At 50.6% G+C, this 19841-nt stretch carries 19 protein-coding genes; 1 reads left to right on the forward strand and 18 read right to left on the reverse strand.

Going from position 1 to position 19841, the window contains the following annotated elements; all coding sequences use genetic code 11:
• Positions 1–126 precede the first annotated feature (126 nt).
• The gene (locus tag SLIP_RS11245) at positions 127–525 is read left to right on the forward strand and encodes a nucleoside triphosphate pyrophosphohydrolase family protein (RefSeq protein WP_013176408.1); all 399 of its coding nucleotides are present in this window, start codon (positions 127–129) and stop codon (positions 523–525) included.
• 99 nt (positions 526–624) lie between these two features.
• On the opposite strand, the gene disA is transcribed toward SLIP_RS11245, so the two are convergent.
• From disA to atpG, 18 genes are all read right to left on the reverse strand, one after another.
• Positions 625–1716, reverse strand: coding sequence for a DNA integrity scanning diadenylate cyclase DisA (gene disA, locus SLIP_RS11250; RefSeq protein ID WP_013176409.1), 1092 nt, complete (start codon positions 1714–1716; stop codon positions 625–627).
• Positions 1698–3062 carry a DNA repair protein RadA gene (gene radA, locus SLIP_RS11255; protein ID WP_013176410.1) on the reverse strand — a complete coding sequence of 455 codons (1365 nt, stop codon included), beginning with the start codon at positions 3060–3062 and terminating at the stop codon, positions 1698–1700. The genes disA and radA overlap by 19 nt, the downstream gene beginning before the upstream one ends.
• A 155-nt stretch (positions 3063–3217) precedes the next feature.
• The gene (locus SLIP_RS11260) at positions 3218–5710 is read right to left on the reverse strand and encodes an ATP-dependent Clp protease ATP-binding subunit (protein WP_013176411.1); all 2493 of its coding nucleotides are present in this window, start codon (positions 5708–5710) and stop codon (positions 3218–3220) included.
• A gap of 21 nt (positions 5711–5731) precedes the next feature.
• Positions 5732–6802 (reverse strand): protein arginine kinase, encoded by a 1071-nt coding sequence (locus SLIP_RS11265; RefSeq protein ID WP_013176412.1) that lies wholly within the window; start codon positions 6800–6802, stop codon positions 5732–5734.
• A gap of 6 nt (positions 6803–6808) precedes the next feature.
• Positions 6809–7348, reverse strand: a complete 540-nt coding sequence (locus SLIP_RS11270) for a UvrB/UvrC motif-containing protein (protein ID WP_013176413.1) — start codon at positions 7346–7348, stop codon at positions 6809–6811.
• Positions 7349–7369: 21 nt separating this feature from the next.
• The gene (locus tag SLIP_RS11275; protein ID WP_013176414.1) at positions 7370–7807 is read right to left on the reverse strand and encodes a CtsR family transcriptional regulator; all 438 of its coding nucleotides are present in this window, start codon (positions 7805–7807) and stop codon (positions 7370–7372) included.
• 139 nt (positions 7808–7946) lie between these two features.
• Positions 7947–10097 carry a cell division FtsA domain-containing protein gene (locus SLIP_RS11280; protein WP_013176415.1) on the reverse strand — a complete coding sequence of 717 codons (2151 nt, stop codon included), beginning with the start codon at positions 10095–10097 and terminating at the stop codon, positions 7947–7949.
• Positions 10098–10188: 91 nt separating this feature from the next.
• Positions 10189–10953: a WecB/TagA/CpsF family glycosyltransferase gene (locus tag SLIP_RS11285; RefSeq protein ID WP_013176416.1), complete on the reverse strand. Its 765-nt coding sequence runs from the start codon at positions 10951–10953 to the stop codon at positions 10189–10191.
• A gap of 166 nt (positions 10954–11119) precedes the next feature.
• Positions 11120–11890, reverse strand: a complete 771-nt coding sequence (flgF, locus tag SLIP_RS11290; protein ID WP_013176417.1) for a flagellar basal-body rod protein FlgF — start codon at positions 11888–11890, stop codon at positions 11120–11122.
• Positions 11891–11977: 87 nt separating this feature from the next.
• Positions 11978–13006 (reverse strand): rod shape-determining protein, encoded by a 1029-nt coding sequence (mreB, locus tag SLIP_RS11295; protein WP_013176418.1) that lies wholly within the window; start codon positions 13004–13006, stop codon positions 11978–11980.
• Between the two features lie 71 nt (positions 13007–13077).
• Positions 13078–13335, reverse strand: coding sequence for a sporulation transcriptional regulator SpoIIID (spoIIID, locus tag SLIP_RS11300; protein WP_013176419.1), 258 nt, complete (start codon positions 13333–13335; stop codon positions 13078–13080).
• 58 nt (positions 13336–13393) lie between these two features.
• Positions 13394–14323 carry a stage II sporulation protein D gene (gene spoIID / locus SLIP_RS11305; protein WP_013176420.1) on the reverse strand — a complete coding sequence of 310 codons (930 nt, stop codon included), beginning with the start codon at positions 14321–14323 and terminating at the stop codon, positions 13394–13396.
• Positions 14324–14397: 74 nt separating this feature from the next.
• The gene (gene murA / locus SLIP_RS11310) at positions 14398–15702 is read right to left on the reverse strand and encodes a UDP-N-acetylglucosamine 1-carboxyvinyltransferase (RefSeq protein WP_013176421.1); all 1305 of its coding nucleotides are present in this window, start codon (positions 15700–15702) and stop codon (positions 14398–14400) included.
• Positions 15703–15728: 26 nt separating this feature from the next.
• Positions 15729–16460 (reverse strand): YwmB family TATA-box binding protein, encoded by a 732-nt coding sequence (locus tag SLIP_RS11315; protein ID WP_013176422.1) that lies wholly within the window; start codon positions 16458–16460, stop codon positions 15729–15731.
• A gap of 227 nt (positions 16461–16687) precedes the next feature.
• The gene (locus SLIP_RS11320) at positions 16688–16891 is read right to left on the reverse strand and encodes a hypothetical protein (RefSeq protein ID WP_013176423.1); all 204 of its coding nucleotides are present in this window, start codon (positions 16889–16891) and stop codon (positions 16688–16690) included.
• Positions 16892–17084: 193 nt separating this feature from the next.
• The gene (locus SLIP_RS11325; protein WP_013176424.1) at positions 17085–17504 is read right to left on the reverse strand and encodes a F0F1 ATP synthase subunit epsilon; all 420 of its coding nucleotides are present in this window, start codon (positions 17502–17504) and stop codon (positions 17085–17087) included.
• 5 nt (positions 17505–17509) lie between these two features.
• Complete coding sequence (gene atpD / locus SLIP_RS11330; RefSeq protein ID WP_013176425.1) at positions 17510–18940, reverse strand: F0F1 ATP synthase subunit beta; 1431 nt, start codon at positions 18938–18940, stop codon at positions 17510–17512.
• A 3-nt stretch (positions 18941–18943) separates the two neighbouring features.
• Complete coding sequence (gene atpG / locus SLIP_RS11335; RefSeq protein WP_013176426.1) at positions 18944–19840, reverse strand: ATP synthase F1 subunit gamma; 897 nt, start codon at positions 19838–19840, stop codon at positions 18944–18946.
• Position 19841: the final 1 nt, after the last annotated feature.

Consider the following 19841-nt stretch of genomic DNA (forward strand, 5'->3'; position numbering starts at 1 on the left):
ATCTTTCTGCACCTCGGGTTTCTTGGACGCCAAATCATGTTAAATTCCGTCAATTGACAATGCTTCCGGCTCAGGGCTATAATTAAAAAAACCGCATGAAATCGGCAAAAGGAGGGTGTCCTGATTGTGAAAGATCTTTTGTGTGATGAGTTTCAGAACGTAGTAGGCGAATTGCTCATCCGTCATCATAGCATCCTCGATGTCCTATCTAAACTTTCCGAATCCTCTGCGCGGATTAATCGGGCTATTTGTAAATCAGTTACCGATTGCGGGTGTCTTTCAATAGATGCTAAGAAAGTTCAGTTTCCTGACCACGTCAACTCCCTGGAGGACCTGAAAAAATTCTTGGATAGCCACCTCCGTGGAACCCTTTGCCCTGAATGTGAAGATATCGTTATCAGTGAATTGGGCAAATCCCTCTTTTATACCGCCGCCCTCTGTAATTTGCTAGGACTCAATCTTCACGACATATTTATTGCCGAATATAAGAAAGCTACAGCCCTAGGAGTTTTTAACCTAACTTGATAACGAACGCGATCTGCCACAGGTAACCGAAAAGGAAGCCGGACTGAAAGTCCGGCTTCCTTTTTTGCCATTATGACCCTTTGCCCTTGGTACCAGGTTCTATACCATATATTCCAAAATAAGCTGCTCTTGCATCCGCTTGAGACCGTTACGGATTGAACGAGCCCTGACTTCGCCTATGCCTTCCACGTCATCCAGCTCCTCTATAGAAGCACGAATGATGTTCGAAAAACTTCCAAACGTAGCTACCAGGTTATCGATGACCTGAGACGGTATTCTAGGTAGTTTTTGCAGAATTCGGTAGCCGCGGGGTGATACGTGTTGCTCTAAGACGCTGGCCGCACTCCCAAACCCCAAGGCTTTCGCTATGGCCAAATAATCGGACACGTCTTCCTCAAAAGACCGCAATAACGCACCCAGAATCTCAGAAGCCCCCCGATCCTGTCCCCGAGAGTAGTCCTTGACTATTGAAATAGCTTCTTCCTCGACACTGGTCAGTAGCTCGTCTAGCTGCATCTTGACCAGCCGTCCTTCTACTCCCAATTCGATGATATAGTTCTCAATCTCCTGGCCAACTTTAAGTACCATAATGCATCTGCGCAGAACCCGACAGATGTCGTTGACCGTGGCCATATCCTCGAATTCAGTCCCGCCCAGCCGGATAAGATCCTTCTCCAAAACGTTACGGTATTTCTCCAAGGTCTGCAAAGCCTGATTCGCTTTTGCCAGAATAGTCCCTATATCCCGTAGCACGTAAATAAAATTGCCTTTGTATAACGTTATCATCCCTCGCCGCTGGGATATGGCAATAACAAGCTCTCCCGTCTGCTTGGCCACGCGTTCGGCGGTCCGATGGCGGATACCCGTTTCTATGGAAGTAATACTAATATCTGGCACCAACTGGGCGTTAGCCACCAGGATGCGCGTAGCATCCGCGTTCATAATAATAGCCCCGTCCATTTTAGCCAGCTCGTACAGGTTGGCAGGTGAATACTCGCAGTCGAGCCTAAACCCGCCGTTAACCAGGTTCATTATCTCGGGAGTATCTCCAACAACGATCAACGCTCCTGTCTTGGCCTTAACCACGTTTTCCAGGCCCACTCTGAGAGCAGTCCCCGGAGCAACCATCTGTAGTGCCTTTTGTAACCCAGTTCCAATTACGCTCTCAGGCCTCACCGCCCATACCCCCACTCACCCATAACCTCCAGCACCTCTTTGACACTATGTATGCAAACTACTTTGATGCTATCCAAACCGCTGTTTCCTCTCAGGCCGTTGGACGGAACCACAGCAGTAGTAAAGCCGAGCTTCGCCGCCTCTCTTAGTCGAGACTCCAATGCCGGAACAGTTCGAATCTGACCAGAAAGTCCAACCTCCCCAATGAACACCATATCTTTAGGAACGGGAACCTCGGCAAAACTTGAAGCTATGGCGGCTGCCATTCCCAGGTCAGCAGACGGGTCACGGAGGAAAACCCCTCCCGTCACTTTAACGTATACGTCACAGGAAGATAAAGCCAAGCCACACCTCTTTTCCAACACAGCCACAATTAGAGCCAGCCGGTTCTGATCAAACCCAGACACCATCCGGCGAGGATAACTATGACCGGAGGGAGCTACCAGGGCCTGTACTTCCACTAACAACGGCCTTGTACCTTCAAAAGCCGCAACCACCGTGGAACCACTTACGCTGTTATCACGCCCATCAAGAAAAACCCTAGACGCATCAGGAACCTCTATTATTCCGCCTCCCGACATCTCCAACAGCCCTACCTCATCGGTGGAGCCAAACCGGTTCTTCACTGCTCGCAAGATTCTAAATACTTGTTCTTTGCCGCCTTCGAAATAAACCACCGTGTCGACCAGATGTTCTAGTATCTTTGGACCAGCCAACAAACCTTCTTTGGTAACATGACCTACCAGGAAAAAAGCTACCCCCGAAGTTTTGGCCAGGTTCAGTATGCGGGCCGCACACTCTCGCAACTGACCGACCGATCCCGGAATAGAAGGCACTTCCCCCGTAAATACAGTCTGAATAGAATCTACAATTACTACGGTCGGCTTCGTTTCCTCCAAGTACTCGGGCAGCAAATCCAGGTTCTGCTCATTCAAAAGGTAAATGGACTCGCTGTCGATACCTAAACGCAAAGCCCGCATCCGAATTTGATAGCCGGATTCTTCCCCGGAAAGATACAGAACCCGCCCACCTCGCGCGGCAATATGTCCCGCTGCTTGCAAGAGAAGGGTAGATTTCCCTATTCCAGGGTCTCCGCCGATCAGAACCAACGAACCAGGAACTATGCCTCCACCCAAAACCCGATCCAACTCTTGCAAACCAGAACTAAACCGACTAGATTCTTCTCCGGTGATAGACGAAAGAGGCGTTGCCCGTTGGTTAGGTTTGGAACGCTGGGTTACGCTGGTTATAATCTCTTCGGACAGGGTGTTCCAGGCCCCACATCCGGGACATCTTCCTAGCCATTTGGCCGCAACGTGTCCACATTCATTACAAACGTATTTTACTTTATTCTTTCCCATTGTCTCACCTTTGAGCAGTCCTGTAAAAATTATAGTATGATAAAAGAAGGTAATCTAATGTTTTCTAATTTCTTTTTCACGAGGAGTAGGCGGCTTTGTGCCTTAAGGTAAAAGGCCGGGGTTTCTCAGAGACCCCGGCCCTTCATTTGCGTAGGCTAAGCTTTTCTTACTTTTATTTCATCGTTTTCAACATCGATGAGAATCGTGTCCCCTGGTTCTACCGTTCTTTTAAGAATCTCTTCCGAAAGCAGGTTTTCTACGTTCTTTTGAATAGCCCTCTTCAACGGCCGAGCACCAAAGACCGGATCATGGCCTTGCTTGATGATAAACTTTTTGGCATCATCCGTAACCTGCAGCCTGAATCCCTGGTCTTCTAAGCGTTTGCGCAGATCCCGAATCAGCAACTCGAATATCTGGCCTAGTTCGGTGTCATTCAAGCTGTGGAAAACGATGACTTCATCTATGCGGTTCAGGAATTCAGGCCGGAAAGTTGCCTTTAATTTCTCCATAATCTTTTCTTTCATCTTTTCATGATCCTGTTCATCAGCGTCCTGCCTGCCAAACCCCAAGTTCCGCGCCTTGCGAATAGTATCCGCCCCTACATTGGAAGTCATGATAACCACAGTGTTGCGGAAATCCACAGTCCTACCCTTGCCATCAGTCAAACGACCATCTTCCAATACCTGCAAAAGAATATTGTAGACGTCGGGGTGAGCTTTTTCAATCTCGTCTAGGAGAATGACTGAATAAGGCTTTCTCCTGACCTTTTCTGTGAGCTGCCCGCCCTCGTCGTATCCCACGTAACCCGGCGGCGAACCGATCATCCTGGCTACAGCGTGCTTCTCCATGTACTCGGACATATCAAGCCGGATGAGGGCTTCTTCACTCCCAAAAAGCGCTTCCGCCAAAGCCCGGGCCAGTTCGGTCTTACCTACTCCAGTCGGCCCCAAGAAGATAAAAGAACCTATCGGCCGTTTGGGGTCCTTAAGTCCAGCCCTGGCTCTTCTGACTGCCTGAGCTACGGCTTTTACCGCTTCATCTTGGCCTATCACCCGCTGGTGCAAAATCTCTTCCAGCTTGACCAAACGTTCGCTTTCTTCCTCTGCCATCTGAACCACCGGAATTCCAGTCCAACTGGAGACTACGTGTGCAATCTCATCAGGGGTCACGACACCGCTATCCCGATCACGGCGGCTCATCCATTCTTTCCTTTGTTTTTCGATTTCTTCTTTGACTCTCTGCTCTTCGTCTCTTAATCCTGCAGCTTTCTCATACTCCTGAGCCATGATCGCTTCTTCTTTTTCCTTCTCTATCTCTTCAAGACGGGCCTCCATTTCTTTCAGCTCGTCCGGCAAAACGTAGTTTCTAAGCCTAACTTTGGAAGCAGCCTCGTCGATGAGGTCGATGGCTTTGTCCGGCAAGAAACGATCCGTTATATAACGGGCTGATAACCTAGCCGCGGCCTCAATAGCTTCGTCGGTTATCTTGACTCCGTGGTGAGCTTCGTAGCGATCCCGTAATCCTCTCAATATCTCGATTGTCTCTTCGACAGTAGGCTCATCCACCATGATCGGCTGGAAACGTCTCTCTAAAGCAGCGTCCTTTTCTACGTGTTTTCTGTATTCGTCTATGGTGGTGGCCCCAATGCATTGAAATTCTCCTCTAGCCAAAGCCGGCTTTAAAATGTTAGCTGCATCAATGGCTCCTTCGGCCGCTCCAGCCCCGACTATGGTGTGCAACTCGTCTATGAATACGATGATATCCCCTGCATTCCTTATTTCATTAACGACTTTGGTCAACCTGTCTTCGAATTCTCCCCGGTATTTGGTGCCAGCAACCATGGTAGATAGGTCCAACACCACCACCCGCTTGTCGGAAAGAACCTCCGGCACTTTGTTTTCAACTATTCTTTGGGCCAGCCCTTCGACGATCGCTGTTTTCCCTACCCCAGGGTCTCCTATCAAGACCGGGTTATTCTTGGTGCGTCTGGACAAAACCTGAGTCACCCTGTCTATCTCTTTTTCTCGACCGATGACCGGATCGAGTTTGTGTTCCCGGGCCAGTTGGGTCAGATCCCGGCTAAAAGTATCCAAAACCGGAGTCTTGCCCCTGCCTCTGCCCCGACGACCAGCAACCCCAGGCCCTTGAGATTGGTTCTTCATTTCGCCCGTGCCGGGTTCTTGATAATTGGCTTGAAACCCTTCTGCTCCTAAAAGCAGCATAACTTGCTCACGCACCGCATCAGGCCGTATGCCCAAGGAGTTCAACACCTGGGCTGCTACGGACTGCTCCTCGCGCAGCAGGGCTAGTAAAAGGTGTTCGGTCCCCACATAGTTGACCCCTTGTAACCTCGCCTCTTCAAAGGCTAGGTTAAGCACTTTTTTGGCCCTGGGCGTGATCGGAAGGTCTGTGCTGGTTGCGGACTCTTTCCTCTCGCCCACGTCTCCCAACACCTTTTTCAACTCGTTCCTCACTGTCTCTAGGTCAACGCCGAGAGCCAGAATAGCTTTGGCCCCAACACCTTCGCCCTCTCGAATCAACCCCAACAAAATGTGTTCAGTCCCAACAGCCGGATGCCCAAGATTCCTGGCTTCTTCTTGAGCGTGTATTATAGCTCGCTGTGCTCTTTGCGTAAATCTTCTCAACATTTAAAAACCCCCCTTTGGTTTTTATTGTTTTTTCCCAGTCAGCTTTTCCTTAATTATTTCAGCTCTTTTCAGGTCTCGCTCTACTGGATCCATTTCTTTCCCTGCCGCCTTTTGCAGGTGAGCAGGCTTAATCGCGACTATCAGCTCGTTCAAAACCTGGCGATTGACCCATGTTATAATACCCAGATCCATCCCCATGCGCACGTCTGACAGTAAACCCAGAGCTTCGTTCGAAGTTATCATCCTGGCATTAGTCAGTAAACCATAGGACCTGAGTATGCGGTCTTCAAGTTGGAACTTCATTTCTTTAAGCAGTCCATTTCTCAAGTATCTCTCCTGTTCAACAATCTGTATGACCACCGTCCAAAGGTTGTTGATTATATCCTCCTCGGTCTGCCCGAGCGTAACCTGGTTTGATACCTGGTAAAACCTGCCGGTAGCCTCAGTCCCCTCCCCGTACATGCCCCTTACTGTCAACCCGAATTGGGTTACGTTTTGAATCAGAGAGTTGATCTGATTGGTCATGGCGGTTGCTGGTAAATGAAGCATGACTGACGTTCTCATGCCGGTTCCAACATTAGTCGGGCAAGCAGTCAGGTATCCACGTCTCGAATCAAAAGCGTAGTCTAGACTTTCCTCGAGCTTGTCATCAACCGTCTGGGCATACTTGTATGCCTGGTTTACCTGCAGACCAGACAACAGACACTGAATACGCAAGTGATCTTCTTCGTTTACCATTATGGCCACGGAACCGTCATAGTTGACAGCTACGCCGCGATAAGGCGAATTGCTTTCGGCATGTTCAGGGCTAATCAGATGCTTTTCCACCAAAATAGTACGGTCCAGGGGAGAGAGCTGGCTCAAAGACACCAGTTCCAGCCCCCGAAAAATACCTTCCTCATTCTCAGGTAGAGCTGCACGGATTTTTTGCATCAACTGTTTTCCCGTAGCCTCGTCCGTCAAATGCGGAAAAGGTAATTGATTCAAGTTCCTTGCCAGCCTTACTCTTGTGCTTATGACTATATCCGACTCGGGGCCAGCAGCATCCATCCAACTCACGTAGGTGCGATTAAGGATGTCGGTTATGCCCACGCTACTCTACCCCCTCTCCTCTCCGGTCTTTTTCTCCAATTCCTTTATCTTGTCTCGCAATTCGGCGGCCTTTTCGTATTGTTCCCGTTTTATGGCTGCCTGAAGTTGTTTCTTCAAGTCCTCTATCATTTGCTTCAATTCGAACTTCCCTCCAGCTCGCCGGGGAACTTTCCCTGCGTGCTTAGTGTTACCGTGAATCCGGCGCAAGACCGGTTCAATTTCTTGTTCAAAAGTCGTGTAGCATTCGCTGCACCCCAAGCGACCTATTTGTCCGATTTGCTGAAAACTCATGCCGCACTTGGGACAATTTTGGACCCGTGTCCTGGGAGTAGGAGCTATTTCTCCCATCACAGGAACTTCCTGTCCGAATATGCTGCCCAGCAGCTTGGGCAAAGAGAAATAATTATCAAACTTCAATACATGGGTACCTTTCTGAGCAGCACACTCCTCGCATAGATGCATCTCGGTTTTCTGCCCGTCGTGAATCTGAGTTATGTGAACCGTAGCGGGTTTCATCTTGCATTCTTCACAATACAAACCGCACACCCCCTTGGCCCTCTCTTGGCCCTAGTTTTCGCTTCGCAGCCATTGTATTATGGCTTCTAACATCCTGGCCCGAATCACGTCAGCCTGTTCTCCTAGTTGCCCCAAAACCTGGTTATCTATTAAAGCCCCAATCAGACGCGCCTCTCTCCCGTTTAACAACCCTTGCTGGATCAAAGCGTCAACCCAGTCACAGGCCTCGGCCTGTGAATACCTAATTTTTTTCACCAAACCAGAACCTTTGATTCGCCTAATCCTCACATACCCTTTCCCTCCCCTTCTGCTTTCTATTACAAATCCTTCCTCAGGGGTAAACCGGGTAGCCAGTACGTAAGTAATCTGTGAAGGCACGCAGTTAAAAGTCTCTGCCAACTCAGTCCTCTGCAACTCCAGAGTCTTGCTTTCACTTCTTTCAATAAGTACTTTTATATACTCCTCTATCTTGTCTGCCAGGCTCTTCATATAAACCTCCCTTGACTTTCTTTGACCTTCGCTTTTATTCTATACCGCCTGTTTCTGTTTGTCAACCAACGTCAAAAAAAATCAAGCCAGAGTCGCTGCCCGTCTGTGAGGGACAATAACCCTGGCCTTATTATTTCCTTTAGTGTGCTTTCAGTATCTCTCCATCCCAGAATATCTCGATCTCGCTGCCGTCGAAAATGGGAGTAGTAAAACCGGCCTTTTCTCCGTTGACCCGCATCACCAGTTGCCCTTTGCCCACGCGGCCCAGATCAATATGTCCTAGTACATCACTCAGTATGGCACCTCCGTCGCTCTCCGTAACCTCAATATCTGCGCCGTCTATAAGGTAATCGTCCAGGGAAACAACTCGTCCATTCATGCGAACCGACCATCGGCTGTAGGGTAACTCCACGCTCTTTCCGTTGACGGTAAGCTTCATCGATTTCACCGGTCGTTCGGGCAAAACATCTCGCACCCTCGGAGCGAGCGCTTTCAGCTTGTACTCGACTTTGCTGCCAAAAAGCACATACTCATCCATGCCAGCCGGTCGCCCGTTGACCTGAACTTCACAAGCCAGCCATCGTACGCTCACAGGCTTATCGTTTAAACGAAGGGTAACGATTTTTTCTTCCAGGTACTCTTCCCCAACACCGGACTTCTGCAATATTTCTCGGACCGAGTTTTGAAGGCTGTACTGTATCTTCGCCCTATCCGGCACCGGATCGTCCAAGGCTGCTGCCTGACCGTTCATCGAAATTGTCGGCAGTATATTGACCTTTTGGCCATTTACGTAGACTTCACCGCCGGCATCTTTAACAATGTCCCTTACCGTACACTGAGCGTCGCTTCCGTCTTGGCCTTTGACGTAGTCAATCACTGCTCCATCATGCACAACTGTATCGAGGGTAGCCTGCTTACCGTCTACTTTTATTACCGGGCTTGTCCCCAGCCCTCCTTTTATCACCTTAACGACACCGTTTACGTCGACCGTAAGCCCTAATCCAGGTTTTCCGTATAGTTGCTGAAGACTTATACCTGCACTTAACAAAGCGGTGGCTACCGTTGTTTCTTTAAGACCCCATACCGGAACCTCTCTCTGGTTAACGACCACCCGCATAAACGGTAACGGCTTTCCTTCCAAGGCTTTGAACCCTATTCCCAAGGGAGTAACCCCTTGTGGACCTTGTAAAGAAGGGAATTCTCCCTGGATCTCTTTGACGGCTTCCCGCGTTCTGATCCCCACCCGGTTAGCGGGCAGTTCCAGGCAATCAGCTAGTTCCTGCAAAAACCGGGGAGTTAGACTCCCACCCCCTACACAGATGACCGCATCTGGCGCCTTCTGATTCAAAACCAGTATTTCCCGCGCCACCCTTACTGCCAACTCCCGCACCACTATGCGAATTACCTCTATCGCTTCTGACGTTTGCACTTCAATCGAATTCCCTAATACATCTTCAAACTTGATTTTTTCATTTTCTCCCAGCCGGCACTTTACGTTTTCGGCGGTGTTGAAATCGAGCAAATACTCTTCTGCTATCCTCTCTGTAACCTCGTCCCCGCCAATGGGAACCATCCCGTAAGCGGTGATAGTCCCCTTCTTTACAACAGCTATGTCGGACGTACCCGCCCCTACGTCCACCAAAGCCAGGTTCAGCAACCTCATTCTTGGTGGGATAGCCACGCTCATAGCCGCAATCGGCTCTAGGGTCAGACTGTACATCTCAAGCCCGGCTTTGCGTAACGCGGATAATAGGCTGTCAACCACCACCCGGGGAAGAAAAGTGGCTATTACCTTTACTCTCACCTCGCTGCCTACTTGCCCAACCAGGCTGCCGATGACCTGTCCTTCCAAGTAGTAGTTGATAACACTGTAGCCAACACAAAAGTACCCTTCCCCGCCCTCCTCGCCTTCAGCCGAAGCTATCTTGATTTGCGCTTCTTGTACAGCTTCAAGCTCTAGAGCATGCACTTCTTCCCTGGTGAATTCCTGGAAATAATCTCTCTGTCTTTCCACTTCACCGGTGGCTGTGCGCAGGGCTCGCCCCGCCGCTGCTACGGCCGCTTGATTCAGTTGCATTTTTAGTTCATCTTCCAGTTCTTTCTTAATACGGTTAATAACCGCTGCCACGGCTTCGACATCGTGTATCTGCCCATCATACATAGCCCGGGTTTCATGTTCTATTGTCCGAGCCCCTAAGATTCGGATATCTGATGCGTTCTTTTCTAACACAAGTCCTGTCACCGTGCGGGTACCTACGTCCAGAGCAAACACTCGCTGGCTTTCGGACACCTTATCCCCCCTTTCAACCCTTTTCTCTTTTTCTATTCGTCAAGCCCGGTTTGACTCCTTCCCTTCTCGGTTCGGAGAGGAAACAGGCCTTTCACGGTTCCAGACGAAACAATCCCAGTTTTTGCCGCCATACCGCAAAAACAAACCGAGGTAAGGCCAACTGCCTACGCCACCGCCGAGGTTCTGTGACAAGACGGTAAAGCCACTCCAAGTTCAAGCGTATAAACAGCTTGGGAGCCCTTTTGACCTGTCCTGAAAGCACATCTAAACTTCCCCCTATACCCAATGCCACCGGCACACCAAGTTCAGCCAAATGACGGTTAATCCAAAATTCCTGATAGGGAGCACCTAAAGCCACCAGTAACAGGTCAGGCTTCGCTTCTTTAATCTCCCTCACAACCTCTGCGGTTTCCTGCTGTTGGAAATAACCGTGGTGGGTCCCGACAATCTCGAGTCCGGGAAACCTGGCCACCATCCGAGCTGCAGCTTCCTCAGCAACTCCCGGCTTGGCACCCAGTAAGTACAATCTCCAACGTAGTTTTGAGGCCAGCTCAGCCAAAGCTAGGGTCAGGTCTATACCCGTAACCCTCTCCCTGGCTCTGTGTCCTAAAAACCGAGCAGCCCAGACTACCCCGGCACCGTCCAAGGTCACCAGATGAGCCCGGTTGATGATGTCTCGTAGCGGTTTTTGCCGGGAGGCAGCATACACCATCTCCGCGTTGGCGGTGACGACCTGGTGAGGGGTCCTCTCCTCCACGAATCGTTTTATAACAGACAAGCTCTGCTCCATATCTACCAGATCCAGGCGGCAGCCTAGGATATAAGCTTGATCGAACCCAATTTCCTTTGCTCGCATTGAACTTGTACTCTCCTCAGTGTCCCGTGTCTAAAAAACGGCAACCACAGATTAACACTGATAAGTACAGATGGGCACTGATTTTTTGATTAACAATAATCATCCGTGCCAATCTGTGAGCATCAGTGTTCATCTGTGGTTGCTTCAATTATTAGCGTACACTCGGTCACACAGCCCCTACCCGGTTGATGGCCGCATCCAAGGTTTGATCGTGGGCTTGGACAACTTTTTGGTTGGCCTCGTAGGCTCGCAATACGCTAATCAATTCTACCATTTCTTTGACTGCGACTACATTGGACAACTCCAAATAGCCCTGAATAACCTGTCCGTCTTCTACATCTACAGGCGTACCTGACGGATTCGTGAACAAGTCGTCGCCTGTCTTAACCAACTCAGAATTATTTTCAAACCTGACAACCCTAAGAGTATCCAAGACCTCATCCCCAACCAGCAGGTTCCCCTTCTCATCTATGGTGAAGGTTTGATCCCCGATGTTGATTGGGCCTGACCTACCGAGTACTGGATACCCTTGAGCGGTGGTCAGGATTCCGTCATCGCCGATCCTGAAACTACCATTTCTAGTATACTTCTCCCCTTGAGGAGTCTGAATCACAAAAAAACCGTCTCCCGCTATAGCCAGGTCCAAAGGGTTGTCCGTTTTTTGCACCGCGCCTGCCGAGAAGTCGGTGGAAATAGTCTGTATCGCCGCACCTGTTCCCAGCCTGCCAATGGCTACTGGGGGTATGGGTTCTTCCTTGCCTGCTACCACTTTAACTTCACCCAAGCGGTTAATCATCATATCAGGAAAAGCGGTGCAAACTGCCAAGTCTTTTTTGAACCCCGGTGTGCTGGCATTGGCGAGGTTGTTGGCTATGACATCCTGCTTAGCCAGCTGCAACAACATTCCCGAGCAGGCTGTATATAACCCCCTAATCAAAGTTTCATCTCCCTTCGTCCTCTAGGAGAACTCCATCTCTTATTATTTATCGTGGAATCCAATCCCATTCTTTAGCCGGTTTGACCTTTACAGTACCCTCCGGGGACCGCCTTTTTTGGCTTTTACCAATATGTCGAGGCTGGTGAGAACCTTCCCGGTACCTAGTGCCACACAACAAATAGCGTTTTCGGCCACATGCACCGGCAATCGGGTTTCTTGTGAAAGAAGGGTGTCGAGGCCTCTTAGCAGTGCACCGCCTCCTGTCATGACGATGCCTCGGTTCAATATGTCAGCCGCTAACTCGGGGGGAGTAATCTCCAACACACCTTTCACCGCATCGACTACGGCTTGGACCGGTTCCTGGATAGCGTACCAGCTTTCAACCGCGCTTACGCGAACCGTTTTGGGCAGCCCGGTGATTAAGTCACGTCCTTTGACTTCCAGGCCTTCATCTGGCTTTGTCGGGTCCGGATAAGCGGTACCGATTCTTATCTTGAGTTCTTCAGCAGTACGGTCCCCGATTAAAAGGTTGTACTCACGGCGAAGGTACCTGACGATGGCCTCGTCAAACTTGTCTCCACCTACCCGCAGTGAAGTGTGACACACGATACCCCCTAGGGAAAGAACAGCTATGTCTGTAGTACCCCCGCCGATGTCGACCACCATGTTCCCGGCGGCCTCAGAAATGTTTATGCCTGCTCCCAGGGCCGCAGCGACTGGTTCCTCTATAAGATATGCTTGTCTTGCGCCTGCTGACAAGGTTGCTTCCCGAACCGCCCGCTCCTCAACATCGGTGGCGCCAGTCGGTATACAGACAACTACTCGCGGTTTGAAAATCAGACGCCTGCCCACCACTTTGCGAATAAAGTGAGCCAGCATTTTTTCCGTAACGTCGTAATCCGCGATAACCCCGTCTTTTAGTGGGCGGATAGCTACGATGGTCCCTGGAGTTCGGCCCAGCATGCGACGTGCTTCTTCTCCAACCGCTATTATCTTGTTACTCTGCTTCTCGATAGCTACTACTGAGGGTTCGTGAAGCACTATTCCTTTTCCTTTCACAAACACCAGTACACTAGCAGTTCCCAAGTCGATGCCGATATCTTCCGAAAAGAACACGTGTATCCTCCTTTGGGCGAAAATTGCCACGGTTAGTCAATGATTCTACTGCGAATCGGAAAAATCCTTTTTTAAGCCCTGTGCTGGGCCATGTATTTTTGCCTGGTAGCCTCACCGCCCCGCAAATGACGTTCCGCCTTGTTCTTATTTAGAATGGCCTTCACTGCTTCGGCCAGTTCCTTGTTTATCCGGGGTAGCCTTTCGGAAACATCTTTATGGACTGTGCTCTTGCTTATGCCGAACACTTCTGCTGCCTGCCGTACCGTCGCCGAGGTTCGGAGGATATACTGCCCGATTTTTACCGCCCGTTTCCTGATATAATTTTGCATTATGCCACCTTCCAGCCTTTTTGAAAAATATATTCACCTCCCGGAACAGCAAGAACATTTAGTAAGCCAATCGGCACAGTTCAGTTCCATGGTAGTAGTGAAAAAGTATGGACTGGTAAGAGTATCCTTCTTGGGCCAGGCGGTTGGCTCCGTATTGGCACAATCCTACTCCATGGCCGTAGCCGCGGCACCGGACCGTGACCTTTGACCCTTGTTGGGTTATCGTCAAAAATGTAGAAGGTAGATTTAGTGCCCTTCGAAAAGCAGCCCCTGTCACCAGATAGCTGCCTATTCTTATCTTAGAAGCCCGGCCTGACGCAGAGCGTTCTGCTACTTCGATTTTCAGCAAACGACTGGAAGTTCTTATCTTAAGCTGATCGGCGATCTGTTTTACGTCGAAAGTAAATTGTTTTAAGCGATGGGGAGATATGTCAGGGCATGGGCAAGTGACGCTGGTTAGGTAAGGAACGGAACGGTTCCAGATCTCGGACGCGGAAGCAGTTCTTCCCCCGCAACAGGAATGATAATAGGGAACTGCTAGTTCGCCTCGGTATGTAAGCACTTGGCCTCGAGTAGCTTTGACAGCTCTTTCTATCCTTATTACCCGCCAAGCATTAGAGACTTTTTCGGGGTCAACGTAAGCCTGACAGTGATTCGGGTCGTCGCAAACATGGGCTCGTCCGGGGTGGTCTGAAGGGCTATATGCCTGTACTAAGGCATAGGAACGGGCACAAACGGCTTGGGCTTTCAAGGCTTCGATTTCAAACGAGGCTGGCATCTCGGCCAATACTACCCCGATAACATATTTTTCAAGAGGAATGGCCTTGACTTGTTTTGAACGATGGAAATAGACTTTTATCTCTGGCCCGGAGCCAGGAATCTCGGAATTCTTCCTTAAGATAAAAACTGCCGTGCACGCTATAATTATCATCAGTGCGGTTAAAGCTGCTTTGGATAGCCGTTTTCTCTTGACCCACCATATGCTCATTAAGGTATCCCCGGTCTTCCTCTGTAATCACGTAGTTAAGTATATGAGAGGCCAGGGTTCTTCATCACTGCATCTTACCGTCGAGTAACTGAGGCTCCCATAGCTGAAAGCTTGGCAACCATATTCTCATATCCGCGGTCTATGTGGTCGCTTCCGGTGATCTCTGTCTTACCGCAGGCGGCTAGGGCCGCTATCACCAAGGCCGCGCCGGCCCGCAAATCGGTGGCCCTCACCCGTGCTCCCCACAGCCTGGACAGTCCTTGTACGACCGCGGTTCGCCCCTCAACTTGTATCCGGGCCCCCATCCGTAGCAACTCGTTTACGTGTAGGAACCTGTTTTCAAAGATGGTCTCAACTATTAAGCTCGTACCCTGAGCCTTGGTCAATAGGGCCGTAAACTGAGGCTGCATGTCAGTAGGGAAGCCGGGGTAAGGCATGGTTCTCAGCTGGATGGGTCGCAGAGTTTCCGGGGCTTTAACGTACAGTTTACTAGATTCGCATTCCACCTCAGTCCCCGTTTCTCTCAACTTAAAAATAATGGATTGCAGGTGGTCAGGTTCTATGTTTCTTAGTACGGCTTCGCCGCCAGTGATAGCAGTTGCCACCATGTAGGTACCGGCTTCAATCCTGTCGGGAATTATAGGCTGTACAGTTCCCCGCAAGTAACGGACGCCTTCAATCCTTATAACGTTGGTACCTGCTCCCTGGACCTTCCCTCCCATGGCATTCAGGAACTGAGCTAGGTTCACGATTTCTGGCTCCAAGGCTGCGTTCTCGATCATTGTTACCCCTCTTGCCAATACACCTGCCATCATCAATGTCTCGGTCGCGCCCACACTTGGAAAATCCAGGTATATTTTAGCTCCTGTTAATTCGGAGCACTTGGCCTCTATCTTCCCTTCCCTGGTCTGCAAGTCAGCTCCCATGGCAGACAATCCCTTGAGGTGAAGGTCAATAGGCCTGGTCCCGATTGCGCATCCCCCGGGCAGAGCGATGATCGCACGTCCTTGTCTGGCCAAAAGCGGGGCCAACACCAGAATCGATGCTCTCATCTTTCGAACCAGTTTGTAGGGTGGTTCATTTCCTTGGATCCCGGCATTCTCAATGAGGAGGCTGGGTGGTTTGCTCTTGACCCTCAGCCCAAGGTGTTCAATCACAGATATCATGGTCTGAACATCCGTCAAGTTAGGTGCAATCGGAATTACCGTCTGTCCTTCGTGCTGCAAGAGGCAGGCAGCCAAAATAGGGAGAACCGCGTTTTTAGACGGGCTGATTACCACCTCACCTTTAAGAGGTTCGCCTCCTTGGATAATTATCTTGTTTTGGCTGATCGAAGAAGTAGCTCCGACTTCCGTCATCGAATAGGAGGCTTTATCCACCCGATATCACCCCTTTTCCGCTTGCCTCAGTACTCTCCCAACAACAAAGGTGTTCCCAGGTATATGTAAGTTTTGTTTTCAGTCGGGTTATAGTGTACCGCGGCCTGAAGGTTATACTGCTTCTTGCCATATCCTAAGTGACTGGAGATAAATGGGGTATATCCGGTGGCACTCACCGCGTTTGAAGTCTTATACACCTCAATCATCTGGGCCTCAAATACCTCGAACATGCGGTTAATCAAAGGCTCTCTTTTAGAAGAAGCTACCTCTCCCGCCAAGACGCCCGTGTATTGTGAAGCTGTTTGAGCGGGGAGTATCTTCTTGATCCTTTTTTGGCACTCAATAATATTATTCGTCGCGTCCTTTCCGGCGGCAAAGATTACCGAAACCAGTAAGAGAGTATAACCTTTGCTGGCCTGAGCAGTTAGATAATATCGTCCGTTGTTTTTGGTAACACTAGTCCTGACTACTGTTATGTCCCCTGTACTGCTGGTGCTTATGGTTTGCGGGTCGATTGGAATCTCGAGTGCCCGCCCAATGTCCATCAGGCGTTCTTTCATTTCTTGTGTGCTGTTTTTTTTCTTTATTGTGGCCCACGCGTCGAGCCGCGATTCGAGCAAAGTTGCTCCTATTCTTGAAAAAGCTAGGCAATATAGCGAGTTCTCGTTTCCAGCCAGATTCAAGTTGGCAACGTACCGGGCTTCACACAGTCCCAAGATAAGGCCGGCGCAAATCGCAGCTATCACTAACCTCTTCATCTTCGGGGCCTCCTGACCAAAGCTGTTATTAACAATAATTGCCATTTTCTTTGTTAGATATTCAGCTCTTCGTCTATGAAAAAGCTTCGCCGGCCACATGGGCCGGCAAGTCCCTTCCGATTGAACAGTTCGTATAGACGCGAGACCCTTGTCTGCAGCATTACAGTAGGGCGCCCTCTAGTCAGTATTCCAGCCGCCTAATCGCTATATGCCCTTGCTTTGCCATTTTAGAGAAACGGGTGATCTTCTGGCTTAATATACTCTTTTTCGGTGTTCGCCGATTCCTGCTGCCGCTGGCGCAGCGCTTCTCTTCTCTTTTTCGCCTCCATCGCCTTCTTCTGAATCCTAATAGTGGCAATCCATATCAATACGAATAGAGCAATCTTGGCGAGTAGATAAAGTAACGTGATAAATGCAAACTGTTTTTGCACTGTAAGTGACCTCCTGCTTGGGGCTCAGCCCCTACTAGGCGGTTTACCCTTGGTGACAATGAACCTTTGTACCGGAATAGCGGTATTGAAAGTAAGGGAGCCGGATGTCCAGGCCTCCGGCTCCCTCTTTTTGTGAGACCCTTCGAGAACACATCCCTCGTCCGGGCCATTGTCACCATTTACCATACCTGGCTTATAGCCTTTGGTCAGCTTCCGCTGCCTTGATACGGGCCAACGCCCGCTGTAAGGCCATCTGGGCACGTACAAAGTTGATTTCCTCGGTCCGCTGTTGTAGCCTGCGTTCGGCTCTTTCCTTGGCCGCCTTGGCCCGAAGAATGTCGATTTCCGACCCTCTTTCAGCGGTTTCAGCCAGGACAATCGCCTCGTTGTCGATGACCTCCATGAAGCCTCCACTGACTGCCATGTGCCGCGTTATTCCATCGGTTCCGCGGTACCTAAGTACCCCGATCTTCAACCCGGCCACCATCGGAGCGTGGTTTCTCAGTACACCCAGTTCACCTTCGACAGCGGGAACCACCATGAATTCCACCTCATCGCTAAGCACGATGCGTTCGGGGGTCACCACTTCTAACATGAAGGTGCTTTCCGCCATTTACTCTACGCCTCCAATTCTTTACCCTTGGCGGCTACCATGTCTATATTACCGACCATGTAGAACGCCGCCTCGGGCAGGTGGTCATACTTCCCTTCCAGCACCTGGGTAAACCCAAATACCGTCTCCTTGACCGGGACATACACTCCGGGAGTGCCTGTGAACTGCTCGGCCACGTGGAACGGCTGTGACAAGAACCGCTGTATCTTTCTAGCCCGAGCCACGATCAGCTTGTCCTCATCAGTTAACTCGTCCATACCGAGGATGGCGATAATGTCTTGGAGTTCCTTGTATCTCTGCAGAACTTTCTGGACGCCGCGCGCACACTCATAGTGTTCTTTCCCTAGCACTAGGGGGTCCAATATACGAGAAGTCGAGTCGAGCGGGTCCACTGCGGGGTATATGCCCAGCTCTGCAATCTGCCTCGACAAGACCGTGGTCGCGTCCAAGTGCGCAAAGGTCGTCGCCGGAGCAGGGTCAGTCAAGTCGTCGGCCGGTACGTATACTGCTTGAGCGGATGTGATAGATCCTTTCTTGGTCGAAGTAATCCGCTCTTGCAGCAAGCCCATGTCAGTTGCTAGCGTAGGCTGATAACCGACCGCGGACGGCATACGACCGAGAAGCGCGGACACTTCGTTGCCAGCCTGGGCAAACCTAAATATATTGTCGATGAATATTAATACGTCCTGCCCTTCTACGTCGCGGAAGTACTCGGCAACGGTGAGGCCGGTCAGACCCACTCTAAGCCGGGCTCCAGGCGGCTCGTTCATCTGCCCGTAGATAAGTGCACACTTTTCTATAACCCCGGATTCTTTCATTTCGTTCCACAGGTCATTGCCTTCGCGGCTACGCTCACCGACGCCGGTGAAGACCGAGTAGCCACCGTGCTCGTACGCAATGTTACGTATCAGTTCCATAATTATAACCGTCTTGCCTACGCCGGCTCCGCCGAACATCCCGACCTTCCCGCCTTTGGCATAAGGGCAGATCAAATCGAGCACCTTAACCCCGGTCTCGAGCATTTCCCGTGAAGGCACCTGGTCTACAAGAGCCGGCGGTTTCCGGTGAATCTCCCAATATTCGGTCGCATCGACCGGTCCCAGTTCGTCCACCGGGTTGCCTACTACGTTCAGTATACGGCCCAAGGTTGCTGGCCCCACGGGCACTTTGATCGGGGCCCCGGTGGCGACCGCCTTCATGCCGCGCATTACGCCGTCTGTTGGTTGTACCGCAACGCATCTTACGATATCGTTACCCAAAAGCTGCATGGCTTCTAGGGTAATGTCAACATGGACGGGGGACTTAAACCCCGGATCTTGGTCCTCGGTCCTGATCCGAATGGCGTCCAGTAGGTCTGGCAGTTCACCAGGTTTGAACCGGATATCCACTACCGGTCCTATAACCTGGACGACGGTGCCGATAGTTTCCTTTGCCATCGTTTACTTTCCTCCTTTTCTGAGGGCTTCTGCGCCACCTACTATATCAAGAATTTCTTTAGTAATTGCTGCCTGTCGCGCTTTGTTCATCTGCAATGTGAGCGCATCGATTAGCTCCGTAGCATTGTCCGTAGCGTTACCCATCGCTGTCATCCGCGCTCCGTGCTCACTGGCCTTCGATTCCAGCAGGGCGTGGTAGACTTGGCTTTCAATATAACGGGGTAACAGGGTCATGAGGATCTCGTCCGCACTCGGCTCGTATATATAGTCGGCCACAAACTCGCGGGGAGACAATTCTCCTTCCTCAGCCTGCGGCGGCTCCAGTGGAAGCAGTTTAACCACGGTGGGAACCTGCCTCAGCGCATTCACGAACCGCGCGTATACCAAGTAGACCTCGTCCGTGGCTCCTTCTTCGTACATCTGAATGATATACTGTCCTATTTCTTTGGCATGCGCATAGCTGATCCTGTCGCCGAGGTTAACAAATTCACCTTGCATCTTGAACCCGCGTTTCCGGAAGAAATCCCGTCCCTTGCGGCCTACCCCGGTTATCCCGACCGTTACCGGACGGGTGTCCTCCTTAATCGCTTCCTGGGCTGCCCTAATAATGTTGGTATTAAAGGCCCCGCACAAGCCGCGGTCCGCGGTGACCACCACATAGGTAACATTGTCTACTGATTCATGTTTTTCGAGTAGAGGATGCCGGGTATCGGTCGATATCGCGGACAGTCGGGCCAGCACTTCTGCCAGTTTCCCAGCATACGGACGCGATGCCTCAGCACTCTCTTGGGCTCTACGAAGCTTCGCTGCCGCCACCATTTTCATGGCCTTGGTTATCTGTCGAGTGTTGGTAACGCTCCTAATTCGGCGTTTAAAGTCTCTGACTGATCTTCCAGCCATA

This window comes from Syntrophothermus lipocalidus DSM 12680 (assembly GCF_000092405.1).
Classification (GTDB): domain Bacteria; phylum Bacillota; class Syntrophomonadia; order Syntrophomonadales; family Syntrophothermaceae; genus Syntrophothermus; species Syntrophothermus lipocalidus.